Here is a 16,497-nt window from a genome sequence, read left to right on the forward strand (position 1 = left end):
GGGTGTCCCCCCTGTCCACTGTCCGTATCATCTGCAAGGCCCGCCGCCGGTGTCCGCCGCACCGTGCCGTGGCCTTAAAGAGCTACCCCCTTCTGGCACTGTTTGCCTTCAGCCCTCGAACCTTCTACCGCACAGGCAAGGATCACCGGGATGAAAGAATACCCCTACCGGGCTGCTATGGAGGCAAACCGGTAGGGGTATGGATCAACCAACTCTCAACGTGACGGCCATCCTCCCGCCCGAAGGCGGGGATCTTGGCCTATCTCCCTCTGGTCGATACCGTTACATCGGAACTTAGTAGTACGAGGCCGTATTCGGGGAAACGTACCCCGCTTGTCCTTGGGTTCCGTATCCTTGCGGACTCTGCTGACCACCTCCCTGACCTTGCGGACCTACTCCCTCCGGTCGACCTCCCTGCCACTGCGGATCTTGACCGGTGGAGCGACGGTAAGCGGTCTCTTGCAGCTTCCGAGCATACCCGAGCCAAGCATCCCACTCAGCCTTGGTCGAGCTGGCCTTCGGGATCGACTCTTCGAGCTTCTGCCACTCGAAATCGGTCGTGGCTCGCGTTGGGGCACGGCGCCTTCAGGTCACACCGAATACCTTCAGGGGCGAGGTTGATGGATGAGGGTGTCGCTTTACAGCAGGAGGTAAGTGGGAACGACCCCTTCGAGGCTGCTTCCTGCTTGGGCACTCGGCGTTACACCTACCCCCTGTCCCTAGGCCGTCTGCTGGGCGTCTGCTGCTGCCCGAGGAACTGCGAGTACGGTTCCCCCCCGGAAGGAGACCCTCCTCTGACTCTATCGAGGCATCAAGCGTCTCAACGAGCAAGAGACCCTTCGGGGGCGGGCCCAACCACCTTCTCTTCGACAACCTCAACAGCTATACCAGCAGCCGCGAACGCGCCGACGAGTTCGGGGACTACATCCTGATCGCGGATGTGTCCCTGCCGAAGATCTTCTTCAATCAGTTGCTGCCGGGGCTGCTGAAGGGGGAGGATGAGTTCGTGGTGATCGGGGGGTGTATGAGGTTTCGATTAGTACGCTTTGAGGCCGGGGCGTGTGCCGGGTTTGGGACAGGGGCGTGGGACGGGGGTGGGTGTTGACACGTCGGATAGATGGGGTCGCCCGTCGTGACGACCGCACGCGGAAACTCGTGCTATGTTATCCGAGCACAGCATGGGTTCGGCGAGGCAAGAGATTTGCGGAGCTTTGGTTTGACGGATCGCGCTGAGCGACGCGTAGGCTACTCGTGTACCAGAAAAAATGTGGTCTAGAACAGGAAGCCATGCGTGCAGTCTAGAACACGTTGGGCGCCCAAAACAGAAACCCATTCGCCGCCATGACAGCAAGCCTTGAATTCACTGAACGGAATGGCAAGAAGGTCGATTGTCCTTGCCGCGAGTGCCAACGCGACACGAAACACGAGATTTTGGCCGGAGCCACATTAAGCGGTTCCTCCGGTCCCGCAGCGTTCTCTTATGGCTGGCAGATAGAGCATCAGATCCTTCAATGCCTGGGGTGTGAGACAATCCGATTTCGTAGAGTCTCAGGATCGGAGCACGATTTTGTACAAATTGGCCCGGACGATTGGGAGTATCAGCCTCTAATTGAAGTCTACCCTAACCCTCGTGGGCGGCAAGCGCTTGGCGATGCGGGCCTTCTGTCAGAGGAGATTCGGCGTATCTATGGCGAAACGCTTCAGGCCCTTAACGAATCCCAGCCAGTTCTATGTGGTATCGGTATACGCGCTATTATTGAAACTGTTTGCAAAGACAAAAGCGCGCAAGGAGGTACCCTTAACGACAAGATTGATTCTCTAGTTGCTTCTGGCGTCCTTACGAAGGATGGTGCACAGGTACTCCATAGACTTCGCGTTCTAGGAAACAGTGCGGCGCATGAAGTGAAGCCTCATTCTCTGAGAGAACTCGGCTTAGCCTTCGACGTCGTGGATCATCTACTACTCGGCGTCTACATCTTGCCGGAACACGCAAAGACAACGTTCAAATGACGGCTAACGAGTCCGCCAGCCCGACGCCGAACTGCGGCCTTCGCTATCACTCAAAAAAGGCCGCAGGGGCAGGTCTTGTAATGCAATATTTTGGAGTTCGGTGCAGCAAGCCCGGTTGGACGCTTCCGCGCCGCCATGGCGCCGGGGCCTGAGGGTCCACAGCGAGCAGCGGCAGGCTCAGCCGGGCTTGCTGTGCTGGCCCGTAGTGAAGCCGGCTATCGGCCTCGGAGCGACGCACGGGCGGTTCCTGCCCGGAGAGAAGGTAGGGTCACCGTTTAGCTGACCCCGATCAATGGCACGACCTGTTTTCTCGCACCCAAGCACGCTCGCACGGCGGTGGGGCTGCTCCGTTGGGAGTCGACACCCGGCCCCTTGTTCGATGGCACCCTGGAAAGACGTCGATGCCCCACCAAGGTCCATGTGTGGCACGAAGGTGCCTGGAAACCCCCGCAATGGTATCCGTGCCCGGCATGGGGCTTTGAGATAGCGTGAACCGAGGCTGGCAGGACCTTGGCTTGCTGCATCGTAGGGAGGATGACTCACTGCGTAGGGTACGTGACTAAATGCGGCCTAGTACCGAGATGGTGTATGGAATCAAAAGCAGGTTATAAGGCAACCACGCGAATCGAGAGTTTATGAAAAACACGGAAAACTTTAAGTTATTGTGGTGGTTTGTCCTTGTGGTTGTCGTAGGCTCTTTTCTGTATAGCAGACAGGAAGATCTAATAGGCGGGAACCCGACTTATTTTGATTCAATGGTATTTATTGTATGGATTGGTATCTGCCTCGCTCCCATTTTTCAAGAAATGGATATATTCGGAATTAAGCTTAAGCAAGATATTCAAGAGTTAAAGAAGGACCTGACTCATCAATTAGCTATCCTAAAAACCGAAGTTACTTCTTCTATTGAGGTTTCTTCCGCTAACAATAACCAAATCTATATACGTACGAGTCCCGAACCACCAAAGGATTCGGAAATCCCGGATTTAACGGCTCAGATACAAGATGCACTAGCCAAGCTAGGTATAAAGCCAGAAGATACAGAGAATCTAAGCGGGAGGTATGCTGATTCGATTGAAACAGAGATGTTTCAGGTTAGGTTGGCCTTCGAAAAGCTACTTCGCCGGCACTCGATAGCACTTGGGCTTGATGCTAGAAGAGTCTCTGTCGGAAAAATGCTAAATCAATTGGGGCGATCAGACTATATACCAAAAGAGATTGTGGTCGGTATACAAGAGGTCATATCAATTTGTAACTATGCGGTGCATGGTGAAGATATAACATCTGATCAAGTCTATTTTGTTAGGCAGTCTGCGCCAGGTCTTCTAAAAGCATTGGAGGCAAGCCTTCGCAAAAGCCACTAACAAATTGCTCTAGTACACCCCGGTCGAATTAAATCGCCATCTGTTTCATGAAGAAAGGGCTCACCATTGGCTCTCCCGGATTTCAGGGGGACGCATGAGTTATTTTAAAACAGGCACTTATGCCGCATTTCGCCGTACACGAGAAACCCCGAAAATGGCTGAGCGCTCGACCTGGCAAGCGCTTGTTTTATCAACGAACGGTTCCGAACTTGGCGTATCCATTGAGATCCAGGTACACCCTCTGGTAGAAGTGTTTGAGGCTCGTCATTCCATAGCAGCGGCGCTTGATGACTTTGAGCTTATTGTTGAGCCCTTCCACAAAGCCACTGGTCCGGCGGCCGACGAAATAATTCGTGATCTCCTCGAAGCGGGTCTCGAGCGTGCCGAGGAAACGATCGAAACACGTGAGCTTGCGGTTGGTGACGCGGCGCATCCAACCGCGCAGTTTACGTTTGCTTTGACCTTTCGACAGGCGACTGTCGTAGATGGCGGTGAGCGCCTCGCAGGCTTCGTACGCTTCTTTGAGTTTCGGGGAGTGGGCGAAGATGCGATTGAGGAGGCGACGCTCATCGGCATTCAGGTCGGCGCGACGATGCCGCAGGACCCAATGCGCGTTCTTGAGCTCATCAATGGACGCTTTGGAGAGCGTGCGACGCAGCCGCTTGAACTCGCGCTTGCGCAGGGTTTCGAGTCCCTCGCGATACAAGCGAGCGACATGAAAGCGGTCCGCGCAGATGAGGACGCGTTTGCCGAACACGGCCTTCGCGGCCCCGATGAAGCCTTGGTAAAGGTCCGAGCAGACAACCTCGACCGTGCGCCGTAAGCGCTTGGGAATGCTTCGAAAAACGCCTCCACGACGGCCTTGGTCCGTGCCGGGAGCAGGGCGATGACGCGGAGCCGATCATTCACGTAGGCACTGATCACGACGACAAAATCGCGATGGCCCTTCTTCAACGCAATCTCGTCGATGCCGATGACCTCCAGCGTCTCGATCCCGTTCCAATCGACCTCGGGCTCGATGCGGCGATCCAGAATGCCCTGCAGCGCATCGACACCGACGGCATGCTTGAGACTCACATCCTCGAGCGTACTGTTGATCAACTCGAGCAGCATTTGCTGCTCGAAGGCCTTCGTAACCGAGGCGCGTGGCGAATACCACGACAGCATCTGACTCGTCGTCGGCCGCCCCTCGCAGGAGTGGCACTGATAGCGTTTGGGTCGCAAAACAAGGACGGTGTGGTAGTCGAACACCGGTAAGTGCCGCAGCTTGATCTCTTGCCCAAGCCCGTAGCCATGGTCGATCGGCTTGCCGCAACGGTGACAGTGCGTTCCCTCCAAGGTGCTGTGGACATGGATCTGGAGCGTTCTGCGCTCGCCGAGCACAACGCGATCAATGGCGAGATCAGGCAGGTTCAGCAGGGTCTGAAGGGTATCGGTGTCAAACATCATTATAGGCCGCGTCCGAATGGGGTTCTGCCCGCAGGCAAGGTTCAGGTTGTTGATTTATAAAATATCATAACCCCATGAGATCCTGGAGAGCCCACCATTTAGCCGACATTGATCAATGGCGCGACCTATTTTCTCGCACCTAGGCATGCTCGTGTCGGTTGGGAAATGCGACATTGGTACCGCCTACGCACCCGCGGTTCTCGTTGAAAAATCGCGAATTCACTCCAATCCGCGACAGTCACCCCTCTGGAACAAAGCCACCAAAAAAACTCGTTGAGCTCCGCTTCCGCGTCGTGGATTACGGCCATGCCCAGCTGTTTTGCGACGGTTTTGGCTCAAGTTAGTGCCATTCGAGCCTGACCTTTTTCTCTTCTGCAGTCATGGGCTGGCCGCCTGAGGAAAACGAGAAACTTCAGTCTTTAAATACTTACATACTTTTCATCACCTTTTCCCATCTTTTGATGAGCGATGACAGCTTTTCGCCATCTTTGTTTTCGGTATTTACAGCGCCAGCACGACTACAGTCTTTGTAAACGGATAGCATTAGCTTAGGATCTTTATCTCGATAGACTCTATAAGCGCTAAGGCAGTCATCGTTATGAATGCCAGGGCTTATCTCGCATTTGGAAAGTGGAGGCTCAAACGAAGCTTCAAACTGCCGCATCGAGTAAAGAAATATTTTACACGTATCGGTAGAAGCGTCTTTGCTTGCCTGATCGAAAGAAACGCCTTGTTCTGTTGAGGTTGATACGGGTGTAATTGTGGGAGTTGTAGTAGTATATGTCGCGCAACCACTAAGGGCAAAGATCATTGTTAATGACCCGCGAATTACAATTGTTTTCATTTTCCACCTCATTTGCTTGGCTGTCACTAAATTCCTGATAAATTGATTTATCCGAGAGGGAGTTGGGGTCACCATTTAGCTGACCCCGATCAATGGTACGACCTTTTTTCTCGCACCGAAGCACGATTGTGTCGGTCGGGAAGTGCGACATTGATACCGCCAACGCGCCCTGCAAGAAAGTGAGTTACGAAGCCCGCGCCCTTGACCTGACGCCATTCAGGGGCAGGGGCAGCTGAATGTTGACCCCTTCTCCTCTTCCTTTCCCCCTATTGTATGGTCGACATAATCCACGTTACTGCGATTCCGATGAGAAAAGCAAATAGAACGTTCCATGTCAAATTATGGCGAAAGGATCTTCTTCGTTCATAATCCTGTATTTCTGCACCCCATAGAAAAATTCCGGTTAGTCGAAAACGTTCTTCTAAATAGTCGGGGAGATTCGTGACTTTCCAGAGTAGGGCGGAGCCCCAAACCATAAGAACCATGGCGAAAATATATAGCGGGAAATCAATAACGCTTAACTCCCCTATCTTTAGGGCTTGTAACGGGGAATACCAACGCAACAGGAACAGCAGCAGAACAAATGTGACTAGCGGCGGCAGCGAGCCTTTCAAAAGTCGAGGAACGCTTATCAGGTTCAGCTTGGCCTCTCGTTGCGTATGTTCAAATAACGTGCAGAGCTGATCGGCCAAATAATGATGCGATTTTTCTTTTCGATAATCTTGAATTTTAATCCTGCTCCCATTGCGGCCAAAGCGGCACTCGACAAAAACGGGCGAGTCACTAGAATTAAATACTAAGGGCTTTTCTCCAACTTGAATATTTATTTCAATTATGCGGCCGCCTTTGCTATTTGGCTCTGCCAATACTTTGTTAATATCCGATGTGGTATATGGATCTCTATCCTCCCTGTAAACAAGATACTTAATCGGCAATAAAAGCCCTTCATTTTCTATAAAAGATTTCAGTTCCTCATCGATCTCTAGAAGTATTTTTGGCTCCAGAATAAAGTATTTTGAAAAATGTCTTTTAAAATAGAAATAATCACTCATATTTTCGGGTCGGGCTATTTGGGGGCTGGCCCGCATGGCATCAAGATAATAGCAAGCGTCCTAAAAATCAAGGAGAAGCTGGCCGAGGTGATGCGGGGAAGTTCTAGTGACAGTTTACTTAATCGTGCAGGTCGCAGAAACCGAATCGAGTAAACTGGCACCAGAATCCCCGTGACGTCTAGACCCATATGTCCGTCGTAATCTCATTCTAGCTAACTGCTGCCGGTCTCAAAGAGGGTAGGTCAGGTCCTGAACTTCTCGAAATAGGAAAGATCCACGTCGTAGATATCCCGTCGCTTTACGCCAAGCTCTACCTTCTGGAACATTTCCACGAGTTTGGCGCCATCGACCAACTCGACTTTCGGCGCACCCTCCCGATTCGCTTCTTGGACCGCTGCATTCGAGAACGTTGAAGTTGTCATGATGATGCCCTTCTCAGCACGACCGATCATCGCATTCCGGAAATCTCCGACCTGTGCTCGCGATACAAGTTTTCCTTCCGCGTATCGTTTACATTGGAAAAGCACCTTGAAACTCACGAATGCGTTTACCTCAAGCGTCCCGTAGCCATCGATACCGCCATCCGCTGACCCGCCGGTAATCTCGACATTTAGGAAGCCGGATTCCCGAAGTAACTCTCGGCATACTTTCTCAAAGCCAACAGCACTGAGGGACCGCAGGGTACTGAGCAGGCTAAGGGATTCCTCGACGACCTCTTCTTCAGGAGGTAACTCGTCCGTATGATCAGGTTCTTGGCCGGCGATTTCCTTTTCCTTTCGCCTATCCCTATGGATCGCAACCCACTTCTTGAATATTTCACGCGACTCAGCTTCGGAAAGGTGAGCGGTTCGGCCTTTGTCAGTCAGCGTCCATGTGCCATGTTTAGATGACTGAACCAGCCCCTCCCAAACAAGATATTGCCTGGCCCAGGCGACCTGATTCTGAAATCTGTTCCCACCTGACTTGACTGTCGCATCGAGAACATCGTCTGACAGTCTGAGGTTCTTCGCGATCTGATTCGCAACCTCGCGAGGCTTTCCTGAATCGCCCAACTCGCGAAGAGCATCAAGTAACGGTCCAAACCACTTTACGAACTGTGCCTGGCTTCTCTTTGCCATCCTAAGATCCTGATTTTTCGCTCCCACAACGATTGCAAGGGAGCTGGCCAGCCGATAAACCCTTGAACATGCTTCAGCGGGCTCTTCTTAATGCCCGGACAAAATACCATGCTGCGGTTCACGTCGCACGACGACCGGCCGGAAACCCACCCAGCGTATCCCTTGATCCGGGACGCCATCCAGTCCTTCAGTCACCCGGAGCACAACCCCGAGGAGGAGGGCTTCGTCGTCCTGGTTGAGCCCGATGATGTCCATCGGCCCTTCTGGGGTGATCACCACCTGCACACCATGCCTTGGGATGTAATCAAGTATCAGGATGGCCATTTCAGGGCGGTTTTCCTTACAGAAACGAGTTCGGGCTAGTGGTCCTGATCTCCTGCCGCAGTCGGGCTGGTCGCCGGCCAAAATTGTCCCAGTTCGAAGAGTGCAGGGGCCTTTATAAAGAGAATGGCCCCCCCTTCCTTGCACTGTTGGGCTCACTGCTTCTCAGAACGAGTACTCCAATGCTTGCTTCTGCATGAACCAGGGGGTGTTCCTGTCGTCCTGGATCTCCCTAGTGACAGCCGCCCATGTCGTCTAAAGCATGTTTCGGCGTAAAGAAGGGTTTTGACGATCATCGAGTTGCTCCGAAAGGGAGGATTGGTTGGGTGTACCGTTCAAGGTTCCGCCGGTTCAGTTCTTTTGGCCAGCTCCCGGTTGAGGTTGTCTCGCTCACTTTCCTTGATGGCCCCACGGTCCCAGGACGGCTTCAGCCATGACTGGTTCTCGGGCTGGTCACGCCAGGGCTGGATGCTGCTCTCGGGACCGGCGACGCTTGCTACTGCGAGGAGTGTGGTGGCGTGGAAGATGAAGAGAGCCCGAGCGTAGCGAACAGGGTGGGCATTCTTTGCTCCAAGGTGAGGGGTTCGAGTTCGAGGGCTGCCAGCCTAACACGGACGTGGTTCAGCTCGGCATCGATTCGATAGACATCACCCCGAATGGTATCGAGCTTGTCGGCATGGCTGATTAGGGTTGTGGCGAATTGCATCTGCTGCGCCATGACTTGGTCGATCTTCGACTCAATATTGTTGAGTGCGGCGATGAGCGGAGTGTTGGTAGAGACCATATTAATCTCCTTGTTGGTTGGTGGGCGGTACGACAATGATCGCACCGTCGGGCTTCATTAGGAAACGGAGGTGGCTCATGCCATAGAGACGAGCGAGCCGAACGGCGGTAGATGCCTTGAGGCTGATCACAGCATCTTCCGGCAGCAGACCATCCCCACCGTTGGACGGAACCTTACCCTTCCCGAACAGCAAATGACACGCGGCATCGTACATTGCCGCAGCGCCTTCCTCGATCTCAGCAGAATCATTCGGGTCTATGTTGAACCCTGCTGCCGTTCCGGGCATGAACTGCATCAAGCCTTGGGCTCCGACGGGAGAGCGTGCATCCGCCTTCAAGGTGGACTCAGCCCAAGCGGTGGCTTCCGACAGCTTCGAGTCGACCCCGGTCCGTTGGCCGACACTTTGGAACAGGGGCATGTACTGGTCGCGGCGCTTTGCCGTTGATGCAGGGATCGGAGTCATGCCCTGGGCCGGTGGCTGGGTTACGCCCGGTCGGTCGACCGGAGCGGGAGGTGCCACCGGAGCCGTCGAGAGAGCCCCTGCGGTCTCTGCCACCTGAGGCGCTGCGGGCGTACCGGTAGGGATCACCGATGCCGCGGCCTCTGCCTGTTCATCCGGTCACGGAGAGGAGCGACCGGCTGGCCTGTGGGGACAACGGGAGGCGCACGGCGGCTGCCTGGGGCTTGGTGTGGATCACCGGTGCAGACCCTTGCGGCGGCGGCCCTGGCGGCTCTGCGGGGCGCGTGAAGGGTACCACCGGGTAGGCATTGAAAGGGTCGAATGATATCCAGCGCTGCGCGGAGCGAGTGTTCACGGCATGCCGGCGAGGCGCGGCAACCACCTGTCAGTGGTGACCAATTGAACCCGGCTCCCAAAACTATTTCATCGTATGCACCGTTAACGGCCCTCCGCAGGAAGCTGGCGATGGATCATGAGATCTCGGTAACGATCCCCGTTCGGCGGTGAGCCGTCCTCGCGTCTTGGTCTGGTGGTGTCGACTTGAGGAATTCTCACGCTACCTTTGGGCTAGACTGACATAGTCGAGTACACTAGACGAAGCATTCAACTTAGAACACGTTAGGGCAACAACAATGAAGGAAATCACAAATACATTTACCGCCATTGATCCAGATGGGAAGGAATACATCATCAAGGAAATGACGTCGGATAATGCATTTTCACCATTAAGCGGAGCCGCTTGCAGGTTCAAGGGCACGGTCGAGTATGAGTGTGAAGGCGAGCCTGTAAATATGATCAGCAGTCATACTTTCTATTTGCTCAAACGTAAAGCCACAGTCAAGAAGCTTCAATAGTTCGATAGGGCGCAAATCAATGACCTTGCCGTTTATTGCGCCAGCCATAAAGCATCAAACGACAACCAGCACTATTCGCTGGACTTAGGCGTGACTCATGATCAGGCTGGGTGTCTAAAATGATTTCCGAGGGATTTTAATGAATAGAACCTGTGCAATCAATGGACTTTTTGCTTGTGCGTTGGTTTTCTCTAGTTTAGTGCTTGCGGATGGCGACTGGAAAGAATGCTCTGATAGCGTCGAAGAACAAATGTACGAGAAAGGGCAGTGCGGCGCGTCTGGCTGCTTCGATGAGAATAATAGGACTGCCCAGGAAATCATTGCTAATAAATGCGGTTATCCTGAGAATACGGATATTCAAGCAGCTCGAATTATAGAAGATCTGCATAACATGCCGTCGGAATCGGTTTTCCGTGCTGCGATGCTCTACCCCCCAGGGAGTGAGGTGAGAAGAGTTCTGGCTGAGATTGAAAAGAAGCGTCATGGGGAACTCGATGAATATAGAAAAGAATTAAAAAGGGAGCATCATTTTTCAATCGATCGGTTTTATGCGCTAACTGACAGTATGACGGTTGTGGTAATACGTACAAACATAAAACAGCGAGTTCGCTGTGCAGCAATCGGACCAAATGGCAATTATGTCGCGGTTCATGACGCAACCATCGAGCCACCAGCGGAGGAGGTTGGTATTTACACGGGCGGTGCGAAAGTAGAATCGATTTCTTGCCGACTTAAGCAGTAGGCGGTTGGATAATGGTGCAAAGAATACCTGTTCCGTTAACTACCCCCAGCAGAGCCGGGGACTTATTTGGTAGCCGCCTCAAAAGCGGGAACAACACCAGGAGCTGCCCGAGGCGGCTGACCAGACTCCGAGTTACGCCTGGTCGTAGCGCTCGTCTTCTTGCTCCTGGTCAGGGCAAGGCTTCGGCATTGAAGGTCACTCCTACAAGTATCACAACAATCAGTTAAGCCGACCCCAAACCACGCACGGTCACTGTGCTAACTCCAGCCTCCCGCAGCGCGGCTTGGGTCTACTTCCAATCGATCTAGCTGAAGGCTAGGGGGCTGTGGTGCGCAGAGAGATGAACGCAGGCGAATTGGAGTACCTCTACATGCGAATCGGTACGGCAATATGGCATCTACAGTATGTGGAAACCGCCTTGACGCCTTTCATTCTTATCAAAGGAATAGCGAAAGAGCTTAACTCTCTTGAAAAGGACGAAGCTTTAAAACATGAGGGCATGCTCAATAAACTGACTCTCGGTCAACTTTTGGGCAAAGCGGAAGAATTCGGGATTCTGAATGGTGAAACGCTTGAGCGCCTGAGGCGGTTCAATAAAGAAAGGAGGTGGCTAGTGCATAACTCGGTCCGTGAATCTGATGATCTTCTATATACCGATTCTGGACGAGCAAGGGTGTTTTCTAGAATCGAGGAGTTCATAGAGGAAGCAATTGCCCTGCATAAGCATATAGGGGAGTTAGTGGTCGAGTACTCCGTCAGCAAAGGAATGAGCAGAAGGCAAATAGATGATACCGCACAAAACCAAATTAGAAGGTTAAAGGGGAAGTCGTGACAATCAATTAGCCCGGCATCATTGCTTCATTATCCGAAGTACACTCCCTTGGATGCCAAGGCGTTCTCCTCCTGCTTCACTCTGCTAGAATGCGTTATTCGCAGGCACTATTTATTATTATCGGAATCCCCCTGGCGACTTGCAGATGCGGGCGGCATCGCATGATCGATTTCCCATCGGATACACCTCTCTACTTGATGATGCTTTAGAGCGGGAATGCTTCAGGTGAAGGTGATGCCCGATGGAACGATGGGCTGCTCTGGAAAGAAGGCAGGGGGACACCCCCACCAGGATGCCTCGGATCTGAAAGGCTCCCTAGACAGGAGTTGTCATCTGACGGTCAGCCAACCGCTGCTGATGGCCACGGCTGAGCTTGCCCTCACACGACATCCCATGGAACTTGGGATCGGACTTAGAGTGGCCCCTAGCTGTTCGCCTGGTGGGAATGGCCATAGGATCGGCGGGTGTCCCGGAGCATGGCGACTGTGAGTGCGGTAATTGCTGTAGGGCGAAGCAGAGAGCCGCTGGAGCCGTTGGAAGGATAGGCACCTGAAGTCCCAGCGATGCGCTGGGGGGTTGTATGGCCCTGCGTATGGCTCCCGATAGACCTGGACATATCGGTGAACTGCTCACGGTTCTGAAGGTTGCTGCGGATGCCGATAAATTGCCTATCGGCCATACCTTCCGCCTCTGGCGGTTTACACCCTCCGAAGGTGATATGCTTAGTAGCTGGGGTCTCTTTCGATGGCTTCCGAATGCTTCCAGGTTCGTTAAATGCTTGGACTGCGTATGATGCTGGGCTTGTGTTGGAGATGATCGGAGCTACCGAAGCTACCCAGGCTGCTTGAACATCCGTGCGTCAGCTATTTTTTGGGTCATCAGACCCAAACCTCAGCCCACTAATGGGGAGTCAGTAGCGGAGGTGTCACCACAAGCCTGAGCTTGAGGTCGTTTGAGGCGATTAGAGGATCTACTAGCCTTGTTTGTGAAGACACCTATCATTACTGGTGCCTTCAGCGGTCTGTAGCGTTCCCCCTTTCGGGGAGAACAACATCATCCTGGCGGTAGCAGGCTGAAAGCATCCATTGGCATTGATCATTGGTGGCCCCCTGACCTTCACTGCCAATGCCATGTTCAAGCGCCTACGGCAATATGACCTATTAAAAGCATATAAATGTGAAACGTTCCCGTTATCTTCATGGTCTGCCTCGATGCCGCCGCGAACTGCCATAGGTATCCGTCGAGCCCTTTCCAGGTTACAAGCGGAGGGTGTTGACCTGTTGATTTCTAAGCAGAGGATGTGATTTGCGCTCGTCCTTGAGCAACCTGCCAAATACCCATACGCCTGAGTCAGGAAATTAAGCCACATGAAGGGGGTAGCTCTCCTCTAAAAGGCCATGTGGTTTAACTTTCGGCCCCCAGCTCGAAGCCGTAGGCGTCCAGGCCCACGCGGACAAGCGACCGCCCATCAAGCTCCCACTGAATCCGTGGGTCTTCATGGATCTCTTGAATCGTGCGGGTCCATGCCATCTTGTTGAGGTTCTTCAACTCCTCAGGCATGAGGCCCTTCAGCTTCCTCGAAGAGACCTTCTCGACGCCTTCAGCCGCCTGCTCGGCCAACACAGCCTTGACCGCCTTCACCGCCCCGGAGACGGCCCCCTCGGGCTTCTTGCCACCCCCGTACGAACCCGTCCAATCGGCGAACCTCACTTCCGGCATCACGGTCGTCAGGTGCCCCTGGATCATTTTCCGCATATTGGCTGGCACCACTATCCACGCTGTCATCTTCCCGGCTGCAGGAAACATCGGGCCGTTCACCTTGGTCTGCTCGGCTCGGGTCCGTCTGGATGCTCCCCTGCTTACGGCCTGATAGATGAGGTGTGCCCCTTCCGACGCCTGGATGCTGAACAGCTTTGAACCGTTCACCTCTGCCTTGAGGTCATCCTGAGCTGCAAGATACCCACCAACGAGAGCATGCTCGGGAAGCTGAAGAACACCCGCGAGGATCACATGCTCACAGTGAGCGTATTCGTTGGTTCCCGTCTCGTTGCCCCAGGTCGTGATGTTGATCCTCTGCTTTCCATTCGGGAGTGTGGCGTCAATATCGATGCCAGCCTTTACCAGCGCTTCCTTGAGAAATACCCTTTGATCGATCTCGTTCTTCCCGCTGCCTTGCTTGTACGTGAAGACCAGAACACCCTGCTCTGGACCAACCGCCCGCTGGATCACCTGGACGACATCATCCACCAGTTTCGACTTCGAATTCTTCCTGATCACTCCCTTACCGAGGTCATCTTCAACCCCAGATCTCCCCCAACGACCATCCATCATCGCCACAATAACTTCCCGATGGTCTTTCATCGAAATTTTGGCATCATCGCCCATGTAGTCCCCAAGAGTGTCGCTGTACCGCCCGCCGAGTTTGTGAATTGAGATAGTCGATGTGTGGTGAGCCAAAGCACGAATCGGATAGCTCGCGTCCAAGATGACAACCCTTTTGAGCGCGGGGTGTACCCGGACTTCGTAAGAAGCAAGATAATCGCCTTGGCCCTTCAAAACGCGAACGAATGCCCCGGAAAAGTCAAGGCAAGCATCCAGAGTCCACGGGTTCACACCCTCTAGGTAGGGTGCAGCTTTAAAAGCCGCCAGCTTCTCCTCGCTTAGGTTGGGGATCTTGCACACTACCGGGACTCCCTCACTTGCCTTGGCTGCTGCGTCCTTAAACACTTCACTTACCGAGCGCAACCATCCATCACGTTCGAGCTGGATGGTGACATCTTGACCATCCGGGACATACTCCAAAGATCCACCATGTGCTCGCAATTGGGGCGAGAAGGTCCTCAGGTTGAACGACATCACATCGGCAGGCAGCAGGCTTTCATCATAGATCACGATGCTCCGGGGCTTCTCACCGAAGTTGTTCCACCGAGCCAGGGCTGCATCATCGGTACTGTTGCGAAGGCGTGAGTGTGTCAACAGCATGAACTGCTTGCTAGTGGGTTCGGTATCGATTGCTCGCTCCGAGGAGTAGCCCTTGGGCAGAGGTGCTTCACCTTCCAGGTACTTCCGTGCCACCTCTGGATCATATTGGTTGCTGTGGAGCAGTCCGATCTTCGGGAGGATGTTCGGTCCACCATATCGAACAAGGTCACGCTTGATCTTCGCCAGATCCTCGATCCGGTTGGAGGACAATGCAACAGAGATGTCGTCGATGCCATACCTATGCAGGGCGACCATGAAGGCGATTGCGGTGGTGGTCTTGCCGTACCCGGTCGGCATCGGAACAACGACACGCTCATGCTTCGCCGGTAACCTCCCGCTTGAGATTTGGAACATCAACCTGATTGTCTCTGCCAAGACGGTCATCTGCGCCACAGTTCGTTCGGTGCCCGAGCATTCCATAAGATATCCAGCAAAGAGCCCAGACCATATAGCCGGATTCACCAAGGTGGGGGCCACTTCCCAATTACCGGCCCTCAAGCTGGAGCGCGAGTGCTCGATCATTAGCTCGGGAATATTCGTGTAATTCAACTCCTCGATAGGCATGAGCTGCGGGCGAAGGTCAATCATTTCCATTGTTGTGTTACCGTCGGAATGCTGTTTGAAGCAGAGCGAGTCAAAGGTCATGAGTGTGGTTCACGTTCTACGAGACGCCGCAAACTCCTCAAGAGCATCGAGTTCACCTTCAGCGATCTCCTGCGTCTCGGGATCAAGTTTCCTGCGAACCCGAGGAATGGGATTGCTGGCCGTCCGCCGCTTCTTCAAGCGGTCGGCACGATCATTGGTCCGGGTGTATGTTCCATCTTTCTCGCGAAACACTCTTCCCCACGGCGAATACATGGCCTTGTAATCCCGCCACGTCGCCGCCGACAGGCCATACTTCTCCTGGATCTCGCCCGCCGTTACTTTGCCAAGCCTTATCAGCACCAAACTCAATCTGATCTCGTCAGATGTCATCTTCTGGCGATCGTACAGGTGCCTGCGCGTAACCATTTCGGGATCAGGGTCGTTGTAGTGGAGGGTGTCGATATCCACCACGTCGAGAGCATCAGCCCTGCCCCCTTGGTGTGAGTCGTCGAGGCCCATAGCCCGACATTCCGGTACGGTGATGAACCGAATCACGTTCAATGCTTTGGTCTCGTTGATAACCTTGCGGACGTAGTTCACCGAAACCCCATATTCAGCGGCAATTGATTCGATCGGCTCCTCGGCAGACACGACCCGCCAAGTCAGGATTGCTGCATCAGCCGATGTTAGCCGCCGGGATGCTTCACGCTTCGCGATTGCTGCGTCGATTGACTCTTTAGTGGGCCGGCCGGGCTTGCGGACGATCTTGGTCTTGGTCTTTGTACGGACGACGATCTTAGTGTTTGGTTTCGGGGGCGGATAGAGTTTGTGATGCAAAGGGTACACGGCCATGTGAGGATCCTCGGGGCTGGGGTGTGGTCAGGGTGGAAGGGTAATCACGGGAACACCAACTGATCCCGCCCCCATCAATGCCCGTTGGACAGGGAGGTAAGGCTGGCTGGCAATAAAGGTCGTTATGGGCATGCTGGCTGGTGCTAGGGAGTTCAATCTGACCCGATAAGGCACGAAATAGCTCATGCCGGTCTCGTGTCGCGGGGTGCGGGCGGTGATGCGCCGGCGGTCCTGCCGCCGGCCGCCAT

General features: G+C 53.8%; 15 protein-coding genes and 1 pseudogene. 7 read left to right on the forward strand and 9 right to left on the reverse strand.

Going from position 1 to position 16,497, the window contains the following annotated elements; genetic code table 11:
- The first annotated feature begins 802 nt into the window (after positions 1-802).
- The 3 genes from KFB96_RS00585 (at position 803) to KFB96_RS00595 (ending at position 3,374) form a co-directional block, all read left to right on the forward strand.
- The gene (locus tag KFB96_RS00585) at positions 803-1,105 is read left to right on the forward strand and encodes an NAD(+)--dinitrogen-reductase ADP-D-ribosyltransferase (protein WP_366931534.1); all 303 of its coding nucleotides are present in this window, start codon (positions 803-805) and stop codon (positions 1,103-1,105) included.
- A gap of 236 nt (positions 1,106-1,341) precedes the next feature.
- A complete protein-coding gene (locus KFB96_RS00590) occupies positions 1,342-2,010 on the forward strand; it encodes a DUF4145 domain-containing protein (RefSeq protein WP_213458477.1) in 669 nt (222 codons plus the stop codon).
- 635 nt (positions 2,011-2,645) lie between these two features.
- Positions 2,646-3,374 carry a hypothetical protein gene (locus KFB96_RS00595; RefSeq protein ID WP_213458478.1) on the forward strand — a complete coding sequence of 243 codons (729 nt, stop codon included), beginning with the start codon at positions 2,646-2,648 and terminating at the stop codon, positions 3,372-3,374.
- 190 nt (positions 3,375-3,564) lie between these two features.
- Here KFB96_RS00595 and KFB96_RS27335 read toward each other — a convergent pair.
- A pseudogene (locus KFB96_RS27335) lies at positions 3,565-4,712 on the reverse strand (ISL3 family transposase).
- Between KFB96_RS27335 and KFB96_RS26215 the strand changes: the two are divergent.
- Positions 4,632-4,883, forward strand: coding sequence for a hypothetical protein (locus KFB96_RS26215; protein ID WP_300971207.1), 252 nt, complete (start codon positions 4,632-4,634; stop codon positions 4,881-4,883). The pseudogene KFB96_RS27335 and the gene KFB96_RS26215 overlap by 81 nt on opposite strands.
- Before the next feature lie 367 nt (positions 4,884-5,250).
- Here KFB96_RS26215 and KFB96_RS00610 read toward each other — a convergent pair whose 3' ends face one another.
- The 6 genes from KFB96_RS00610 to KFB96_RS00635 form a co-directional block, all read right to left on the reverse strand.
- The gene (locus KFB96_RS00610; RefSeq protein ID WP_213458481.1) at positions 5,251-5,667 is read right to left on the reverse strand and encodes a hypothetical protein; all 417 of its coding nucleotides are present in this window, start codon (positions 5,665-5,667) and stop codon (positions 5,251-5,253) included.
- 266 nt (positions 5,668-5,933) lie between these two features.
- Positions 5,934-6,719, reverse strand: a complete 786-nt coding sequence (locus KFB96_RS00615) for a hypothetical protein (RefSeq protein WP_213458482.1) — start codon at positions 6,717-6,719, stop codon at positions 5,934-5,936.
- Between the two features lie 242 nt (positions 6,720-6,961).
- Complete coding sequence (locus KFB96_RS00620) at positions 6,962-7,837, reverse strand: restriction endonuclease (protein ID WP_213458483.1); 876 nt, start codon at positions 7,835-7,837, stop codon at positions 6,962-6,964.
- A gap of 87 nt (positions 7,838-7,924) precedes the next feature.
- Positions 7,925-8,161 carry a hypothetical protein gene (locus KFB96_RS00625; RefSeq protein ID WP_213458484.1) on the reverse strand — a complete coding sequence of 79 codons (237 nt, stop codon included), beginning with the start codon at positions 8,159-8,161 and terminating at the stop codon, positions 7,925-7,927.
- Positions 8,162-8,654: 493 nt separating this feature from the next.
- Complete coding sequence (locus tag KFB96_RS00630; protein WP_213458485.1) at positions 8,655-8,942, reverse strand: hypothetical protein; 288 nt, start codon at positions 8,940-8,942, stop codon at positions 8,655-8,657.
- A gap of 1 nt (position 8,943) precedes the next feature.
- Positions 8,944-9,405 carry a transglycosylase SLT domain-containing protein gene (locus tag KFB96_RS00635; protein WP_213458486.1) on the reverse strand — a complete coding sequence of 154 codons (462 nt, stop codon included), beginning with the start codon at positions 9,403-9,405 and terminating at the stop codon, positions 8,944-8,946.
- Between the two features lie 629 nt (positions 9,406-10,034).
- Here KFB96_RS00635 and KFB96_RS00640 point away from each other — a divergent pair.
- The 3 genes from KFB96_RS00640 (at position 10,035) to KFB96_RS00650 (ending at position 11,830) form a co-directional block, all read left to right on the forward strand.
- A complete protein-coding gene (locus KFB96_RS00640; protein ID WP_213458487.1) occupies positions 10,035-10,256 on the forward strand; it encodes a hypothetical protein in 222 nt (73 codons plus the stop codon).
- 139 nt (positions 10,257-10,395) lie between these two features.
- Complete coding sequence (locus KFB96_RS00645) at positions 10,396-10,998, forward strand: hypothetical protein (protein ID WP_213458488.1); 603 nt, start codon at positions 10,396-10,398, stop codon at positions 10,996-10,998.
- A gap of 340 nt (positions 10,999-11,338) precedes the next feature.
- Positions 11,339-11,830: a hypothetical protein gene (locus tag KFB96_RS00650; protein ID WP_213458489.1), complete on the forward strand. Its 492-nt coding sequence runs from the start codon at positions 11,339-11,341 to the stop codon at positions 11,828-11,830.
- A gap of 1,404 nt (positions 11,831-13,234) precedes the next feature.
- Here the strand turns inward: KFB96_RS00650 and KFB96_RS00655 are convergent.
- A complete protein-coding gene (locus KFB96_RS00655) occupies positions 13,235-15,457 on the reverse strand; it encodes a hypothetical protein (RefSeq protein WP_213458490.1) in 2,223 nt (740 codons plus the stop codon).
- A 9-nt stretch (positions 15,458-15,466) separates the two neighbouring features.
- Positions 15,467-16,249, reverse strand: a complete 783-nt coding sequence (locus tag KFB96_RS00660) for a hypothetical protein (RefSeq protein WP_213458491.1) — start codon at positions 16,247-16,249, stop codon at positions 15,467-15,469.
- Positions 16,250-16,497 lie beyond the last annotated feature (248 nt).

The organism is Thiocapsa sp., from assembly GCF_018399035.1.
In the GTDB taxonomy this organism is placed as follows: domain Bacteria; phylum Pseudomonadota; class Gammaproteobacteria; order Chromatiales; family Chromatiaceae; genus Thiocapsa.

Excerpts from the sequence above, each read along its gene's own strand:
- KFB96_RS00590 (WP_213458477.1), top strand. The coding sequence starts at position 1,342 with ATGACAGCAAGCCTTGAATTCACTGAACGGAATGGCAAGAAGGTCGAT.
- KFB96_RS00595 (WP_213458478.1), top strand. The coding sequence starts at position 2,646 with ATGAAAAACACGGAAAACTTTAAGTTATTGTGGTGGTTTGTCCTTGTG.
- KFB96_RS00610 (WP_213458481.1), bottom strand. The coding sequence starts at position 5,667 with ATGAAAACAATTGTAATTCGCGGGTCATTAACAATGATCTTTGCCCTT.
- KFB96_RS00615 (WP_213458482.1), bottom strand. The coding sequence starts at position 6,719 with ATGAGTGATTATTTCTATTTTAAAAGACATTTTTCAAAATACTTTATT.
- KFB96_RS00620 (WP_213458483.1), bottom strand. The coding sequence starts at position 7,837 with ATGGCAAAGAGAAGCCAGGCACAGTTCGTAAAGTGGTTTGGACCGTTA.
- KFB96_RS00625 (WP_213458484.1), bottom strand. The coding sequence starts at position 8,161 with ATGGCCATCCTGATACTTGATTACATCCCAAGGCATGGTGTGCAGGTG.
- KFB96_RS00630 (WP_213458485.1), bottom strand. The coding sequence starts at position 8,942 with ATGGTCTCTACCAACACTCCGCTCATCGCCGCACTCAACAATATTGAG.
- KFB96_RS00635 (WP_213458486.1), bottom strand. The coding sequence starts at position 9,405 with ATGACTCCGATCCCTGCATCAACGGCAAAGCGCCGCGACCAGTACATG.
- KFB96_RS00640 (WP_213458487.1), top strand. The coding sequence starts at position 10,035 with ATGAAGGAAATCACAAATACATTTACCGCCATTGATCCAGATGGGAAG.
- KFB96_RS00645 (WP_213458488.1), top strand. The coding sequence starts at position 10,396 with ATGAATAGAACCTGTGCAATCAATGGACTTTTTGCTTGTGCGTTGGTT.
- KFB96_RS00650 (WP_213458489.1), top strand. The coding sequence starts at position 11,339 with ATGAACGCAGGCGAATTGGAGTACCTCTACATGCGAATCGGTACGGCA.
- KFB96_RS00655 (WP_213458490.1), bottom strand. The coding sequence starts at position 15,457 with ATGACCTTTGACTCGCTCTGCTTCAAACAGCATTCCGACGGTAACACA.
- KFB96_RS00660 (WP_213458491.1), bottom strand. The coding sequence starts at position 16,249 with ATGGCCGTGTACCCTTTGCATCACAAACTCTATCCGCCCCCGAAACCA.